The sequence below is a fragment of the Streptomyces sp. NPDC053076 genome, assembly GCF_044546845.1.
Lineage (GTDB): Bacteria > Actinomycetota > Actinomycetes > Streptomycetales > Streptomycetaceae > Streptomyces.
The window spans coordinates 537,667-553,234 of the sequence record NZ_JBITZL010000004.1 but is presented as its reverse complement, the minus strand read 5'-3'; the positions used below and the strand labels follow the sequence as shown (position 1 = coordinate 553,234).

14 protein-coding genes and 1 riboswitch are annotated in these 15,568 nt (G+C 69.9%); of the genes, 9 read left to right on the top strand and 5 right to left on the bottom strand.

What is annotated here, in order from left to right; genetic code table 11:
• The first annotated feature begins 78 nt into the window (after positions 1–78).
• The 8 genes from ACIGYR_RS19885 (at position 79) to ACIGYR_RS19850 (ending at position 8,385) form a co-directional block, all read left to right on the top strand.
• Positions 79–774 carry a sigma-70 family RNA polymerase sigma factor gene (locus ACIGYR_RS19885; RefSeq protein WP_391840611.1) on the top strand — a complete coding sequence of 232 codons (696 nt, stop codon included), beginning with the start codon at positions 79–81 and terminating at the stop codon, positions 772–774.
• A complete protein-coding gene (gene rsrA / locus ACIGYR_RS19880; protein ID WP_391840613.1) occupies positions 771–1,082 on the top strand; it encodes a mycothiol system anti-sigma-R factor in 312 nt (103 codons plus the stop codon). Before ACIGYR_RS19885 ends, rsrA begins: the two co-directional genes overlap by 4 nt.
• Before the next feature lie 121 nt (positions 1,083–1,203).
• The gene (locus ACIGYR_RS19875) at positions 1,204–2,508 is read left to right on the top strand and encodes an HD-GYP domain-containing protein (RefSeq protein WP_399597767.1); all 1,305 of its coding nucleotides are present in this window, start codon (positions 1,204–1,206) and stop codon (positions 2,506–2,508) included.
• A complete protein-coding gene (locus tag ACIGYR_RS19870) occupies positions 2,505–3,785 on the top strand; it encodes an HD-GYP domain-containing protein (protein ID WP_399597768.1) in 1,281 nt (426 codons plus the stop codon). The genes ACIGYR_RS19875 and ACIGYR_RS19870 overlap by 4 nt, the downstream gene beginning before the upstream one ends.
• 100 nt (positions 3,786–3,885) lie before the next feature.
• Positions 3,886–4,866: a tetratricopeptide repeat protein gene (locus ACIGYR_RS19865; protein WP_391840619.1), complete on the top strand. Its 981-nt coding sequence runs from the start codon at positions 3,886–3,888 to the stop codon at positions 4,864–4,866.
• A gap of 126 nt (positions 4,867–4,992) precedes the next feature.
• Positions 4,993–5,643 (top strand): peptide deformylase, encoded by a 651-nt coding sequence (def, locus tag ACIGYR_RS19860; protein WP_399597771.1) that lies wholly within the window; start codon positions 4,993–4,995, stop codon positions 5,641–5,643.
• Between the two features lie 289 nt (positions 5,644–5,932).
• A complete protein-coding gene (cyc1, locus tag ACIGYR_RS19855) occupies positions 5,933–7,018 on the top strand; it encodes an epi-isozizaene synthase (protein WP_399597773.1) in 1,086 nt (361 codons plus the stop codon).
• On the top strand, positions 7,015–8,385 hold the full coding sequence (locus ACIGYR_RS19850) for a cytochrome P450 (RefSeq protein WP_399597776.1): 1,371 nt from the start codon (positions 7,015–7,017) through the stop codon (positions 8,383–8,385). Before cyc1 ends, ACIGYR_RS19850 begins: the two co-directional genes overlap by 4 nt.
• Positions 8,386–8,407: 22 nt before the next feature.
• On the opposite strand, the gene ACIGYR_RS19845 is transcribed toward ACIGYR_RS19850, so the two are convergent.
• Positions 8,408–9,370 carry a GlxA family transcriptional regulator gene (locus ACIGYR_RS19845; RefSeq protein WP_399597778.1) on the bottom strand — a complete coding sequence of 321 codons (963 nt, stop codon included), beginning with the start codon at positions 9,368–9,370 and terminating at the stop codon, positions 8,408–8,410.
• Positions 9,371–9,463: 93 nt separating this feature from the next.
• On the opposite strand from ACIGYR_RS19845, the gene ACIGYR_RS19840 reads away from it, so the two are divergent.
• Complete coding sequence (locus ACIGYR_RS19840) at positions 9,464–9,691, top strand: hypothetical protein (protein WP_399597780.1); 228 nt, start codon at positions 9,464–9,466, stop codon at positions 9,689–9,691.
• Positions 9,692–9,823: 132 nt separating this feature from the next.
• Here ACIGYR_RS19840 and ACIGYR_RS19835 read toward each other — a convergent pair whose 3' ends face one another.
• The 4 genes from ACIGYR_RS19835 to ACIGYR_RS19820 all read right to left on the bottom strand — a co-directional run bounded on the left by ACIGYR_RS19835 (position 9,824) and on the right by ACIGYR_RS19820 (position 15,540).
• On the bottom strand, positions 9,824–10,834 hold the full coding sequence (locus tag ACIGYR_RS19835) for a ribonucleotide-diphosphate reductase subunit beta (protein ID WP_391840629.1): 1,011 nt from the start codon (positions 10,832–10,834) through the stop codon (positions 9,824–9,826).
• A gap of 56 nt (positions 10,835–10,890) precedes the next feature.
• Positions 10,891–13,248 (bottom strand): ribonucleoside-diphosphate reductase subunit alpha, encoded by a 2,358-nt coding sequence (locus ACIGYR_RS19830; RefSeq protein WP_391840631.1) that lies wholly within the window; start codon positions 13,246–13,248, stop codon positions 10,891–10,893.
• A 145-nt stretch (positions 13,249–13,393) separates the two neighbouring features.
• A riboswitch (cobalamin riboswitch) is annotated at positions 13,394–13,471 on the bottom strand.
• A gap of 180 nt (positions 13,472–13,651) precedes the next feature.
• Positions 13,652–15,280 (bottom strand): monocarboxylate uptake permease MctP, encoded by a 1,629-nt coding sequence (gene mctP / locus ACIGYR_RS19825; RefSeq protein ID WP_399597783.1) that lies wholly within the window; start codon positions 15,278–15,280, stop codon positions 13,652–13,654.
• Positions 15,277–15,540, bottom strand: a complete 264-nt coding sequence (locus ACIGYR_RS19820) for a DUF3311 domain-containing protein (RefSeq protein WP_391840635.1) — start codon at positions 15,538–15,540, stop codon at positions 15,277–15,279. Before ACIGYR_RS19820 ends, mctP begins: the two co-directional genes overlap by 4 nt.
• Positions 15,541–15,568: the final 28 nt, after the last annotated feature.

Genomic DNA, 15,568 nt, shown 5'->3' with positions numbered 1-15,568 from the left:
GCGGCGGCGGGTACGGGTCGTGTTCTATCCTCCGAAACGAGTGGGATCGGTTTCGGTCCCGCCCAGGATCTTGAGGAGGTGGGTCCGGTCACTGGGACCGACGCAGGGACCGACAACGGCCAGGCGGAGCTGCCCGAGGGCCAGGGCGTCAGAGCGGAAACGTCCGGTGAGACGACCGCGGAGCGCAGTGCGCGCTTCGAACGGGACGCGCTCGAATTCCTCGACCAGATGTACTCGGCCGCACTGCGCATGACGCGCAACCCGGCCGACGCCGAGGACCTGGTGCAGGAGACGTACGCGAAGGCGTACGCGTCCTTCCACCAGTTCCGCGAGGGCACGAACCTCAAGGCGTGGCTGTACCGGATCCTCACCAACACGTTCATCAACTCGTACCGCAAGAAGCAGCGCGAACCCCAGCGCAGCGCGGCCGAGGAGATCGAGGACTGGCAGCTCGCGCGCGCCGAGTCGCACATGTCGACGGGTCTGCGTTCCGCCGAGTCGCAGGCGCTCGACCACCTGCCCGACTCGGACGTCAAGGCAGCGCTGCAGGCGATCCCCGAGGAGTTCCGCATCGCCGTATATCTCGCGGACGTCGAGGGCTTTGCGTACAAGGAGATCGCGGACATCATGGGGACACCCATCGGTACGGTGATGTCCCGGCTGCACCGCGGCCGCCGTCAGCTGCGCGGCATGCTGGAGGACTACGCCCGGGATCGGGGGCTGGTCCCGGCGGGCGCCGGAGAGTCGGACGAAGTGAAAGGCTCGGGCTCATGAGCTGCGGAGAGTCGCACGAGACGGACTGCAGTGAGGTCCTCGACCACCTGTACGAGTTCCTCGACAGCGAGATGCCGGACATGGACCGCGACAAGTTCCAGCACCACTTCGAGGAATGCTCGCCGTGCCTGGAGAAGTACGGCCTGGAGCAGGCCGTGAAGAAGCTGGTGAAGCGGTGCTGCGGGCATGACGACGTACCCGCCGACCTGCGGGCCAAGGTCATGGGGCGGATCGAGCTGATCCGCTCCGGCCAGACCGTGCCCGAGCACGATGTGACGAAGGCCCCCATCGCGCCGCAGGAGTCCTGACACGCCGGGGGTATATCACCCGAACGTGCTAATCCTCAGGTCATAAGCCCCGCACCCCCCGATAACCGCCCTAGGCTCCGAGCCTGGAGAGACACGGTCGGGGAGGTCGGGAAGGGGCTCGATGGACGCGGTACCGGTCAGGGCACGCGGCTATGTGGCCGGCGTCGCCCTGCTGGCCACACTCTGCCTGCTGCGTCTCCCGGCGACCCCCACCCCCTGGGCGGCGACGGCCCTGCTCGCCGCGCTCTACGCGGCCTGCGAGCACGTGGTGCACCGCCGCTTCGGCGGCCCCTTCTACCCCGTCCTGCTCGCCGGCGCGTTCCTGCTCCCCCCGTCGGCCGCCGCGCTCGTCCCGGTGCCCGCCGCCCTGCTCTCCCCGGTCGAGCACCGGCCCGCCCTGCCGCGGCGCGTGTGGCGGGCCGCGCAGCCCGCGCTCGCCGTGTGGGGCGCCGCCCGGGTGCACGGGGCACTCGACGGCCGGGACGCCGTCGTCGACTCCGATTTCCCGTACGCCCTGCTGCCCGCCGGCGCGGCCGTCCTCGCCTTCTGCCTGGTGCTCACCACGCTCGACGGCGGCCTGCGCGCGGCGGCCGGTCCGGTGCCGCTGCGGCGGGCCTGGCGCGGGCTGCTCGCCCGCTCCCTCGCCGCCGTCGCGGTGCACGGACTCGCCGGGCTGATGATGGCGGTGCTCTGGCGCAGCCCGTACGGGCCCGTGTCCGCGCTGCTCGTACTGCTGCCGATGTGCGTCTCCTGGTGGGTGTTCGCCCAGTACCACCGCGAACGCGCGGCCCACCAGGCCACCATCCGCGCCCTCGTCCAGGCCGTCGACATCAAGGACGGCTACACCCGCGGCCACAGCGAACGTGTCGGACAGGCATCCGTGCTGATCGCCCGCGAACTCGGCATGGACGACGACCGCGTCGAGGTGCTGCGCTTCGCCGGGATCCTGCACGACGTCGGCAAACTGGGCGTGCCCACCCGGCTGCTGCGCAAGGACGGGCCGCTCACCCCGCAGGAGCGGCGGATCATCGAGCTGCACCCCGAGTACGGCCACGAGATGGTCCGCGGGATCTCCTTCCTCGGCGAAGCCCGCGCGGCCATCCTCCACCACCACGAGCGGCTGGACGGCAGCGGCTATCCGTACGGCCTGGCCGGTGCCCAGATCCCCGAGTGCGCCCGGATCGTCGCCGTCGCGGACGCCTTCGACGCCATGACCTCCACCCGCTCCTACAGCAGGGCCCGCCCGGTCGAGGCGGCCCTCGCCGAACTGGAGCGCTGCGCCGGGGCGCACTTCGACCCCCGCATGGTCACCGCGCTCGTCCACGCCCTGCACCGCTCCGGCTGGCATCCGGCGGTCACCGCCGACGAACCGGCGTACGACACCCCGTCCGCGGAGCGTGCCTCCCGCACCGGGGCGCCCCGATGACCGTCCTGAGGCTCATCCACGGCACCGCCGCGCTCGTCGCGGCCGGCTCCCTCGCCGTCACCCTGTGGACCGGCCTGGCCGACCGGGGCGACGCGCTCGCCTTCGGAGTGCTCATAGCCGTCGGCGAGCTGACCCGGTGGGGCGACGCCCAGACACGCCAGGCCGCGCCCCTGGGCGCCGCCGGCTCCCTGTCGTACGCCCTGCTGGGTGCCGACGCCGGGCGGCCCACCCAGCACGGCGCCGCCCAGGTCGTCACCGTCGTCCTCGCCGCCGCCCTGCTCGGCGCGGTCCCGCACATCTGGTCCGGCCGCGGCGGCACCGTCGACCACCTGGCCCGCCGCCTCCTGACCGTCGGCTTCGCCGCCGTCTGTTTCCAACCCCTGTACAACGAGGGCGTCTTCAGCTCCTGGGACGGCCCCGCCTACGCCCTGCTGCTGCTCACCCTGCTCGCCCTCACCTCCTTGTGCGGTGCCGTGCTGGCCGCCGCGAAGGCCCACTGCCGCACCGGCTGGCCGTTCGGCCCACTGCTGCGCGAGGAGTTGCGCGGACTGCTCGGCATCGGCTCCGCCGTCGTCGCGACCGGCGCGGTGATAGCGCTCGCGGTCGCCGTCGTCGGCCTGTGGGCGCTACCCGTCTTCTGCCTGCCCATGCTGCTCGTCCAGCTGTCCGTGCGCCGGTACGCCGCCGTCCGGGCCACCTACCGGCAGACCATCGCCTCCCTCGCCCGGGCCACCGAGATCGCCGGCTGCACCCCCACCGGGCACGCCCGTCGGGTCGCCGCGCTCAGTCTCGCCGTGGGCCGGGACCTCGGCCTGACCGGCCCCGAACTGACCGTCCTGGAGTACGCGGCCCTGATGCACGACATCGGGCAGCTCAGCCTGGTGGACCCGGTCCCGGCCGGCGCCACCGCCGCCCTGCCCGCCGCGGAGCAGCGGCGCATCGCGTTGCTCGGCGGGGCCGTCGTCCGGCAGACCGGCGTGGACGCGGCCGTCGCCGTCGTCGTGGAGCGGCAGGCCGACCCCTACCCGGAGCAGCCGGTCGCCGCCCGGATCGTCCGGGCCGTGAACGCCTACGAGGAGAAAACCCGGGACGCCGGCCCCGAGGGCCCCCTCCGTGCGCTGGAGGAGCTGCGACTGGGCACCGCCGGGGACTACGCTCCCGAAGTCGTGGAGTCGCTCGCCCGGGTGCTGGCCCAGCCCCAGGGAGCGCGGGAGCGGGCGCCCGTGAGGCGAACGGGACTGTCTGACCCCGCGCCCGGCTGGGTAACCCATGGGTAATGAGCGCCTTTCCCGTCGTACGTGGTTGGATGCGAGGGAGAGGGTGTTCGGGGGCACAAGCCAGCCCACGGTGCGGAAATGGAACTGGCAGGCGGGAATCGTGAGGATCTTCGGCAAGGGACGGCACCGGCCCTCCGCCTCCTGGCGGCAGGCCACCGACCGTGCGTTCACGCTCATCGGCGACGGCCGGTACGAGGACGCGGGGGAGCTGCTGACACGCGCTGCCGATCTGGAGCCGTGGCTCTCGGAGTCCTGGTTCAACCTCGCCCTGCTGCACAAGTTCCGGCACGACTGGGAGCAGGCCCGCGCGGCCGGACTGCGTGCGGTCGCCCTGCTCGACCGGGAGACCGGGGCGCCCGACTGGTGGAACGTGGGCATCGCCGCGACCGCCCTGCAGGACTGGCCGCTGGCCCGCCGCGCCTGGCAGGCGTACGGGCTGAAGGTGCCCGGGGATGCCGCGGCCACCGCCGAGCCCCTCGGCATGGAGCTGGGCAGCGCGGCCGTACGGCTCTCCCCGGAGGGCGAGGCCGAGGTCGTGTGGGGCCGCCGGCTGGACCCGGCCCGGCTGGAGGTCCTCTCCATCCCGCTTCCCTCGTCCGGGCGTCGCTGGGGCGAGGTCGTGCTGCACGACGGCGTCCCGCACGGCGAGCGCACCACGTCCACCGGGCACTCCTACCCGGTCTTCGACGAGATCGAGCTGTGGGCGCCGTCCCCCGTCCCCACCTGGGTGGTCCTGCTGGAGGCGGCCACCGAGGCCGACCGGGACGCGTTGGAGCAGCTGGCGGCCGACGCCGGGTTCGCCGCCGAGGACTGGTCGTCGTCGGTGCGGTTGCTGTGCCGTATGTGCTCGGAGTCGCGGATGCCGTCGGACGAGGGCGACGGGGTGACTCTCGACCCGCACGACCACAGTGAGCCGGGTCACCCCGGGCCGCTGGGGCACCGGACCGACGGACAGCTCTGGGTCCCGGAGCGGGAGTGCGGGCTGGCCGCACCGGCCTCGCTGGTGCGGGGGTTGCTGGACGGGTGGGTGGCCGACAGTCCCGATTCCCGGGACTGGCGGGATCTCGAAGAGGTCTGCTGAGGAGTTCGTCCGGCCGTGGGCCCGTCAAGGCCGGTCGCGCAGTTCCCCGCCCCTCTTCGGGCCGCGCCCCACGTACCCTGTATGAGCAACATCTCCCCCTGTTCTTGAGGAAGGCGTACGTCGGTCATGGCGCAGCAGGACACCGATCAGCAGCACGCGGGCGTGCTCCCCGTCGACGGCGAGGGCTATGTCGTCGACACGGAGGACTGCGAGGAGCGCGAGAGGGCCTGGCGTGAGCGCGGCACCTCGCGGCCGATCACGGTCGTCGGCAATCCGGTGCTGCACAAGGAGTGCAGGGACGTCACCGAGTTCGGCGACGAGCTGCACCAGCTGGTCGCCGACATGTTCGCCAGCCAGCGCACCGCCGAGGGCGTGGGCCTGGCCGCCAACCAGATCGGTGTCGACCTGAAGGTCTTCGTCTACGACTGCCAGGACGACGAGGGCGTCCGGCACGTCGGCGTGGTGTGCAACCCGAAGCTGGTCGACCTGCCCGCCGAGAAGCGCCGGCTCGACGACAGCAACGAGGGCTGCCTCTCCGTGCCCACGGCGTACGCGTCGCTCGCCCGCCCCGACTACGCCGAGGTGACCGGTCAGGACGAGAAGGGCAATCCGGTCAAGGTCCGGGGCACCGGCTACTTCGCGCGCTGTTTGCAGCACGAGACCGACCACCTCTACGGCTACCTCTACATCGACCGGCTGTCGAAGCGGGACCGCAAGGACGCGCTGCGGCAGATGGCCGAGAACGAGCCGCGCTACCCCGTGGTCGCCAACGACTGACCCGCGCGGACCACTTGAGGCGCCCGGCCGGATCCTTCCAGGCCGGGCGCCTTCGTGTTGTCGCTCTTCGCTCGCGCGTGCGTCGTACAACCGATCCCTTCTGTGCCCCTAATGATCCTTAATCAGTCACACAAGGGGGGGATCTCAGCACCTTGGGGTAGTGAGTGAAGCAAATCCGTTCCCACGGCGGTCAGTTGTGGTGCTGAATGTAAGTGCGGGGATACGCAACGGCGCACGCCCGGCACAGGGGGAGGGGCGTGCGCTCCTGGCGGCGGAGAGGGGTTTGTTCGTGCAAGCTTTCCCACACAGCACCACAGCGACGCCGACGGCGGCCGTAGTACCACCCTCACTGGCACTCCCGGTGATCGAATCCGCCTTTCCACGGCAACTGCATCCGTATTGGCCACGACTCCAGGAGAAGACACGGCTCTGGCTCCTGGAAAAACGGCTCATGCCGGCGGCCAAGGTGGCGGAATATGCCGACGGACTGTGCTACACCGACCTCATGGCGGGCTTCTACACCGGGGCCACGGACGAGGTCCTGCAGGCCATAGCCGACTACAGCGCCTGGTTCTTCGTCTGGGACGACCGCCACGACCGGGACATCGTGCACGGCCGGGTGGGCGACTGGCGGCGGCTGCGGTACCGGCTGCACGCGGCTCTCGACGCACCCAGGCACCATCTGCACCACCCCGACCCGTTGGTGGCGGGCTTCGCGGACAGCGTGCTCCGGCTGTACGGCTTCCTGCCGCGCACCTGGAACCAGCGGTTCGCCCGGCACTTCCACGCGGTGATCGAGGCATACGACCGGGAATTCCGCAACCGCACCGAGGGATATGTGCCCGGCGTCGAGGAGTATCTCGCCCTGCGTCGCCACACCTTCGCGCACTGGATATGGACGGACTTGCTGGAACCCAGCGCCGGATGTGAACTCCCGGAGTCCGTGAGGAAGAATCCGGCGTACCGCCGGGCGGCACTCCTCAGTCAGGAATTCGCCGCCTGGTACAACGACCTCTGCTCCCTGCCGAAAGAAATAGCCGGCGACGAGGTACACAATCTGGGAATCAGTCTCATCACCCATGAGAGGCTGACCCTGGAAGAAGCGGTGGACGAAGTCAAGCGGCGCGTCGAGGAGTGCGTCACGGAATTCCTCGTGGCCGAACAGAAAGCCCTGGAATTCGCCGATGAAATCGACGACGAAACGGTCCGCGGCAAGGAACTGAGCGCCGCCGTCCGGTCCTGCGTCGGCAATATGCGCAACTGGTTCAGCTCCGTCTACTGGTTCCACCACGAGTCCGGCCGGTACATGGTCGACAAGTGGGACGACCGGTCCACGCCCCCGTACGTCACGAACGAAGCGGCAGGTGAGAAATGACCGTCGAGTCGGTGAAGCCCAAGACCCCCGAGACGCTCGAACTGCGCGAACCGCCCCTGGCCGGTGGTGCCCTACCGGTCCTCGGGCACGGACTGAAACTGGTCCGCGACCCGCTCGCCTTCATGTCCGGGCTGCGCGAGCACGGCGAGATCGTGCGTCTGAAGCTCGGCCCCAAGACGGTGTACGCCGTCACCACGCCCGCGCTCACCGGAGCCCTGGCCCTGAGCCCCGACTTCAAGATCGACGGCCCGCTGTGGGAGTCCCTCGAAGGGCTCCTCGGCAAGGAGGGCGTGGCCACCGCGAACGGCCCCCGGCACCGCCGGCAGCGGCGCACCATACAGCCCGCGTTCCGGCTCGACGCGATACCCGCCTACGGCCCGGTGATGGAGGAGGAGGCGCACGCGCTGACCGATCGCTGGAAGCCCGGCGAGACCATCGACTGCACCTCCGAGTCCTTCCGGGTCGCCGTCCGCATCGCCGCCCGCTGCCTGCTGCGCGGTGACTACATGGACGAGCGCGCGGAACGGCTCAGCGTCGATCTCGCCACCGTCTTCCGTGGTATGTACCGCCGGATGGTGATCCCGCTCGGGCCGCTCTACCGGCTTCCGTTTCCGGCCAACCGCGAATTCAACCGGGCCTTGGCCGATTTGCATCTGCTGGTGGACGAGATCGTCGCCGAGCGGAGGGCATCTGGTCAAAAGCCGGACGATTTGCTGACGGCATTGCTGGAGGCGAAGGACGACAATGGGGACCCCATCGGGGAACAGGAGATCCACGATCAGGTCGTCGCGATACTCACCCCCGGCAGCGAAACAGTCGCGTCCACGATCATGTGGCTGCTCCAGGTCCTCGCCGAACACCCGGAACACGCCGAGAAGGTACGGACCGAGGTCGAATCCGTGACCGGTGGCCGGCCGGTCGGATTCGAGCACGTTCGCGCACTCACGCACACCAACAATGTCGTCGTCGAGGCCATGCGGCTCCGGCCCGCCGTATGGATTCTGACGCGGCGCGCGGTGACCGACACCGTACTCGGCGGCTATCGCATTCCGGCCGGGGCGGACATCGTCTACAGCCCGTACGCGATCCAGCGCGACAGCCGCTCCTACGCCCGCCACCTCACCTTCGACCCCGACCGCTGGCTGCCCGAGCGGTCCAAGGAGGTGCCGAAACACGCTATGAGCCCCTTCAGCGTGGGCAACCGCAAGTGCCCCAGCGACCACTTCTCCATGACCCAGCTGAGCCTGATCACCGCGGCGATCTCGGCGAAGTACCGCTTCGAGCAGGTCAGCGGCTCGAACGACGCCACCCGCGTGGGCATCACCCTGCGCCCGCACGACCTCCTGCTGCGGGCGATGCCCTGGTAGGTCACCTGGTACCGGCGCGCGCTCAGGCGGCCTGCGGGCCCCGGAACGCGCGCCGGTAGGCGTTCGGGGTCGTCCCCAGTGACCGGACGAAGTGATGGCGCAGCGCGGCGGCCGTACCGAAGCCGGTGCGCCAGGCGATGGCGTCCATGGTCTCGGCCGTGCCCTCCAGCAATTCCTGGGCCAGCAGCACCCGTTGGCGGAGGATCCACCGATAGGGAGTGGTCCCCGTCTCCTGCTGGAAGCGCCGGGCGAAGGTGCGCGGCGCCATATGGGCGCGGGCGGCGAGCTGCTCGACGGTGACTTCCTGGTCGAGGTGGGCCTCCATCCAGGCCAGCACCTCACCGACCGTGTCGCAGGGCGCCTTCGGCAGGGGCCGCTCGATGAACTGCGCCTGCCCGCCGTCCCGGTGCGGCGGCACCACCATCCGGCGGGCGATCTTGTTGGCCACCTCCGGGCCCTGCTCCTTGCGCACCAGGTGCAGACATGCGTCGATCCCGGCGGCGGTGCCGGCGGAGGTGATCACGGGATCCTCGTCCACGTACAGCACGTCCTGCTCGACCGTCAGCCGGGGGTAGCGCCGGGCCAGCTGCTCGGCGTGGTGCCAGTGCACCGCGCATCGCCGGCCGTCCAGCAGGCCCGCCGCGGCCAGCACGAACACGCCGGAGCAGACGCTGAGCACCCGCGTGCCCCGGTCGACGGCCCGCCGCAGCGCTGCCAGCAGCTCCTGCGGATACTCGCGCTCCGCGTAGGTCTCACCGGCCGGTACGGCGATCAGATCGGCCTCCTCCAGCCGCTCCAGGCCGTACGGCGCGGACACGGTGAAACCGCAGTGCGTGCCCAGCTCGGGACCCTCCGCCGACGCCACGGCGAAGTCGTACACCGGCAACCCGTCGTCGCTGCGGTCGATGCCGAACACCTCGCACACGACACCCAGCTCGAAGGGATGCACCCCGTCCAGCAGAACCACGGCCACGTTCTTCAGCATGCTGCCAGTGTGCCTCGACAGTGGCAGTAATTCGAGGGTCTACGGCAGTCCTGCCGCTCACGGTAAGGAGTATCCGGCGCGACAGTGGTGTCCATGAACGGAAACCAGATCGAAGGACTCATCGGAATGCTCGCCACCCTCGGGATCCTGGTCCTCCTGATCCTGCCGTCCGTGCTCGGCGCCGTGCGCGACCGGCGCGTCGACCGCCAGCTCAGGGACGCGGAGCGGGGCGTGAAGCCCGCGGCACCGGCGGCCGCGCGGCCGACTGCACCGCGGACCAGCGACGCCCGCCGACGCCACGGAGCGGCCCGCCCCATCTGAGCGAACCGCTGCGCGAGCACTGTCCACCCTCTGTGTACCGCGCGGGCAGCCGGCGCGGGTACGTCCCCGGCACGACGGCGACCGCGCAGGTCGTGTCGGCCGGGGACGCGGTGAAGCTGAAGTGAGGGCCGCCTAGAAGTCCTCGTCCAGGTCGACGGTGCCCTCCACCGCGACCTGGTAGGCCGACGGGCGGCGCTCGAAGAAATTCGTCAGCTCCTGGACGCCCTGGAGCTCCATGAAGGAGAAGGGGTTCTCGGAGCCGTACACCGGGGCGAAGCCGAGACGCGTCAGACGCTGGTCGGCGACGCATTCCAGGTACTGGCGCATCGACTCGGTGTTCATGCCGGGCAGTCCGTCACCGCACAGGTCGCGCGCGAACTGCAACTCCGCCTCGACGGCCTCCGCGAGCATGTCGGTGACCTCCCGCTGGAGTTCGCCGTCGAAGAGCTCCGGCTCCTCCTTGCGCACGGTGTCGACGACGTCGAAGGCGAAGGACATGTGCATGGTCTCGTCACGGAAGACCCAGTTGGTGCCGGTGGCCAGACCGTGCAGCAGGCCGCGGCTGCGGAACCAGTAGACGTAGGCGAAGGCGCCGTAGAAGAACAGGCCCTCGATGCAGGCGGCGAAGCAGATGAGGTTGAGCAGGAAGCGCCGGCGGTCGGCCTTGCTCTCCAGCCGGTCGATCGACTCCACCGAGTCCATCCACTTGAAGCAGAACCCGGCCTTCTCCCGGATGGAGGGGATGTTGTCCACGGCGGCGAAGGCGGCGGCGCGGTCCTCGGGGTCGGGCAGGTAGGTGTCCAGCAGGGTCAGATAGAACTGGACGTGCACGGCCTCCTCGAACAGCTGGCGCGACAGGTACAGGCGCGCTTCGGGGGAGTTGATGTGCTTGTAGAGGGTCAGCACCAGGTTGTTGGCCACGATCGAGTCGCCGGTGGCGAAGAAGGCGACCAGGCGGCCGATGAGGTGCTGCTCCTCCGGGGAGAGCTTGGCGAGGTCGGTGACGTCGGAGTGGAGATCGACCTCCTCGACGGTCCAGGTGTTCTTGATGGCGTCCCGGTAGCGCTCGTAGAAGTCGGGGTAGCGCATCGGGCGGAGAGTCAACTCGAAGCCGGGGTCGAGCAGGTTCTGGGGGCGGTTCATATCTGTCGGCGCGAAGCGCCGTCCTCCAGGGGTGGTGGTCGGGTGGCGGGCGGGAATTACTGGCAGGCTTCGCAGGACTCGGGGTTCTCCAGGGAGCAGGCGACCGCGTCGGGGTCGGCCGCCTGCTGCACGGGGATGGTGGCCTGGGCCCGGGCGGCGCGGGCGATGCGCGTCGCGGGGCGCGAGCGCAGGTAATAGGTGGTCTTCAGACCGGACTTCCAGGCGTAGGCGTACATCGACGAGAGCTTGCCGATGGTCGGTGTCTCCAGGAACAGGTTCAGCGACTGGGCCTGGTCCAGGAAGGGGGTGCGGGCGGCGGCCATGTCGATCAGGCCGCGCTGCGGGATCTCCCAGGCCGTGCGGTAGAGGTTGCGCACGTCCTCGGGGATCCAGACGAAGTCCTGGACGGAGCCGTTGGCCTCGCGCAGGGCCTCGCGGGTACGGGCGTCCCACACGCCGAGGTTCTTCAGTTCCTGGACCAGGTAGGAGTTGACCTGGAGGAACTCACCGGACAGGGTCTCGCGCTTGAACAGGTTCGACACCTGCGGCTCGATGCACTCGTACACCCCCGCGATCGAGGCGATGGTGGCCGTCGGCGCAATCGCCAGAAGCAGCGAGTTGCGCATGCCCGTCACCGCGATGCGCTTGCGGAGCGCGTCCCAGCGTTCGGGCCAGGTGAGGTCGGTGTCGTAGTGGTCGGGGTGCAGGACTCCGCGGGCGGCGCGGGTCTGTTCCCAGGCGGGCAGCGGGCCGTTGCGCTCGGCGAGGTCGGCGGAAGCCTCGTAGGCGGCGAGCATGATCCGCTCGGCGATCCGCGTGGACAGGGCCCTGGCCTCGGCGGAGTCGAACGGCAGACGCAGCTTGAAGAAGACGTCCTGCAGTCCCATCGCGCCCAGCCCGACCGGCCGCCACTTGGCGTTGGAACGGCCCGCCTGCTCGGTCGGGTAGAAGTTGATGTCCACCACGCGGTCCAGGAACGTGACGGCCGTACGGACCGTCTCGTCCAGCCGCGCCCAGTCGATGTCGCCGTCGCCGACGAAGGCGCCGAGGTTGACCGACCCCAGGTTGCAGACGGCCGTCTCGCCGTCGTCGGTGACCTCCAGGATCTCGGTGCAGAGGTTGGAGGAGTGGACGACGTTGCCGGGTTCGGCCGTCTGGTTGGCGGTGCGGTTGGCGGCATCCTTGAAGGTCATCCAGCCGTTGCCGGTCTGCGCCAGGGTGCGCATCATCCGGCCGTACAGCTCCCGTGCCGGCATCGTCTTCCGGGCCAGGCCCGCGGCCTCGGCCTTGCGGTAGGCGGTGTCGAACTCCTCGCCCCACAGGTCGACCAGTTCGGGCACGTCGGAGGGGGAGAACAGCGACCACTGCTGGTCGGCGTCGACCCGGCGCATGAACTCGTCCGGGATCCAGTGCGCCAGGTTCAGGTTGTGGGTGCGGCGGGCGTCCTCGCCGGTGTTGTCCCGCAGCTCCAGGAACTCCTCGATGTCGGAGTGCCAGGTCTCCAGGTAGACCGCGGCGGCGCCCTTGCGCCTGCCGCCCTGGTTCACCGCGGCGACGGAGGCGTCCAGGGTCTTCAGGAACGGCACGATGCCGTTGGAGTGCCCGTTCGTCCCCCGGATCAGCGAACCGCGGGAACGGATACGGGAGTACGACAGACCGATGCCGCCGGCGTGCTTCGACAGCCGGGCGACCTGGTGGTAGCGGCCGTAGATGGAGTCCAGCTCGTCCAGCGGGGAGTCGAGCAGGTAGCAGGACGACATCTGCGGATGCCGCGTGCCGGAGTTGAACAGCGTGGGGGAGGACGGCAGGTAGTCCAGGCGGCTCATCAGGCCGTAGAGGGCCGCGACCTCGTCCACCGAGCGGACCGTGTCGTCCTCGGCCAGACCGCACGCGACCCGCAGCATGAAGTGCTGGGGCGTCTCGATGACCTTGCGGGTGATCGGGTGGCGCAGCAGGTAACGGCTGTGCAGGGTGCGCAGACCGAAGTAGCCGAAGCGGTCGTCGGCCGCGCTGTCCACCAGCGTGTCGAGCCGCTCGGCGTGCAGCCGGACGAACTCCGCGGTGCGGTCGGCGATGAGGCCCTCGCGGTGCCCGACCGCGACGGACCCGGTGAAGGACGTCACGCCCTGCGAGGCGGCCTCGTCCCGGATCGTGAGGGTCAGCAGCCGGGCGGCGAGCCTGGAGTAGGCGGGGTCCTCGGAGATCAGACCGGCGGCGGCCTCCGTGGCCAGCTCGTGCAGCTCCGCCTCGTCGGCCCGCGCGGACCGGCCGCGCAGCGCGGCGGCGGCGACCCGCCCCGGGTCGGCGTCGGGCAGATCGACGGTCAGCTCGGTCAGGGTCCGCAGCAGTGCGGCACCGGGACCGTCGGTCTCCGGCTCGCTGACTGAAGCCGGATCGGCTGGCGCGATGGTCACGTGGGGCTCTCCCTCGCTCGGCACGGGGCCTGGCGGAGGGCAGGGGGCAGTCACGAGCGCGCACGGCGTCGCGTCCACCGGCCCACTCCACGAGGCCCGGACGTCAGAACGCACCCGGACCGGACGACCGGGTGGGCTGCCGACAGGTCCTCGGACTGAACAGGCGTGCGGATGCGCGCGAGTACACCGTTGCGGGACAGTTCCGGATTCGCACCGGATTCCCCTGCGGCGACAGCGAGGACGAGCATACATCTAGTGCCGGGCTGTCGTGGCACCCCCACATCTAGTGTCTGTCGCGTGTTGCGGCGGTACCGGAGTGTCAACTCGTGGCAGCACGGCGGGCCGCCGGGTACGTGCTTCCCGGCGGCCCGCTGTGGGTGCTGCGCTGTGTTCCGAGGGTGGCTCAGTGGACGCTTCCGGCGGTCGCCGGCGGCAGTTCCACCTGGACCCCCGGGTCGCCCGCGTCGGCCGTGTAGTCCCCCGGCGTGGTCTCGTCGATGCCCTCGGGCGCCTTCACGGCCTTCAGGACGAAGGTCAGGACCACGGTGACGGCGACGTTCAGGACGAACGCCGTGAGGCCGATGTAGCCGATCTCGCCGATGCCGGGGATCTCCTTGGCGCTGCCGCCGAAGTGCTTCTGCGTCGGCGAGGCCACCCCGTACGCGGCGACCGTCCCGTACACCATGCCGACCGCCCAGCCGGCCAGCAGCGCCCAGCGGTGGAACCAGCGGGTGAACAGGCCACCGACCAGGGCCGGGAAGGTCTGCAGGATCCAGATACCGCCCAGCAGCTGGAAGTTGATGGCGACGGTCTTGTCCATGGTGAGGACGAAGACCAGCGCGCCCACCTTCACCAGCAGCGACACGATCTTGGAGACCTGGGCCTCCTCCTTCGGCGTGGCGGCGGGCTTGATGAAGTCCTTGTAGATGTTGCGGGTGAAGAGGTTCGCCGCCGCGATGGACATGATCGCCGCCGGGACGAGGGCCCCGATACCGATCGCCGCGAAGGCCACGCCCGCGAACCAGTCCGGGAACATGTCCTCGAACAGCTGCGGGATCGCCAGCTGCCCGTTGGTGACCTTCACCCCGGCCGCGATCGCCATGAAGCCCAGCAGCGCCAGCAGACCCAGCATGAGCGAGTACAACGGCAGGATCGTGGTGTTGCGGCGGATCACCTCACGGCTCTTGGACGAGAGGGTCGCGGTGATCGAGTGCGGGTACATGAACAGCGCCAGCGCGGAGCCGAGCGCCAGCGTGGCGTACGTCCACTGGCCCGCCTCCGGCGGAGCGAGCGCGCCGCGCGGCTTGTGGGTGGCCGGGTTGACCTGGCTGAACGCGTCGCCTGCCTTGGCGAAGATGTCGTCGAAGCCGCCCAGCTTGATCGGGATGTAGATGATCGCCACCGCGATGACGATGTAGATCAGGGCGTCCTTGACGAACGCGATCAGCGCGGGGGCGCGCAGACCGGAGGAGTAGGTGTAGGCCGCCAGCACACCGAAGGCGATGAGCAGCGGCAGGTCCTTCACGAACCAGTTGGTGTTCTCGCCGCCGCCGACGCCCATCACGTCCAGCACCGCCTGGATGCCGACGAGCTGGAGCGCGATGTACGGCATCGTGGCCAGGATGCCGGTGAGCGCCACCGCCAGGGACAGGCCCTTGGAACCGAATCTGCCGCGCACGAAGTCGGAGGTGGTCACGTAGCCGTGCTTGTGCGAGACCGACCACAGGCGGGGCAGGAACGTGAAGATCAGCGGGTAGACCAGGATCGTGTACGGAACCGCGAAGAAGCCGGACGCGCCCGCCGCGTAGATCGCCGCCGGTACGGCGACGAACGTGTACGCCGTGTACAGGTCACCGCCGAGCAGGAACCAGGTGATCCAGGTACCGAAGGACCGGCCGCCCAGGCCCCATTCGTCCAGGGAGTGCTCGTTCTCGGCCCTGCGCCACCGCGCGGCCAGGAAGCCGACGACCGTGACGGCCAGGAAGAAGAAGATGAAGACGCCGAGCGCGACGCCGTTGACGCCGTCCTTCATTTCACCGCACCCCCGTTCGCGTCCTGGCGGGCGCGCTGGTCACGCTTCCACAGCTGGTAGGCGAGCATCGTGAGCGCCGTGGAGATCAGCACCCAGAGCATCTGGTACCAGTAGAAGAACGGGATCCCGATGAACGTGGGGTCCGTCTTGGCGTACGAGCCGACCCACAGCATCGCCACGAAGGGCGCGACGAGGCACAGGGCGATGATCACCCGGCTCGGTGTCACCACCGGTGGCCTCACTTCAGGCGTTTCGGACATGCCATGGCTCCGTCCCCTCGCTGATCAC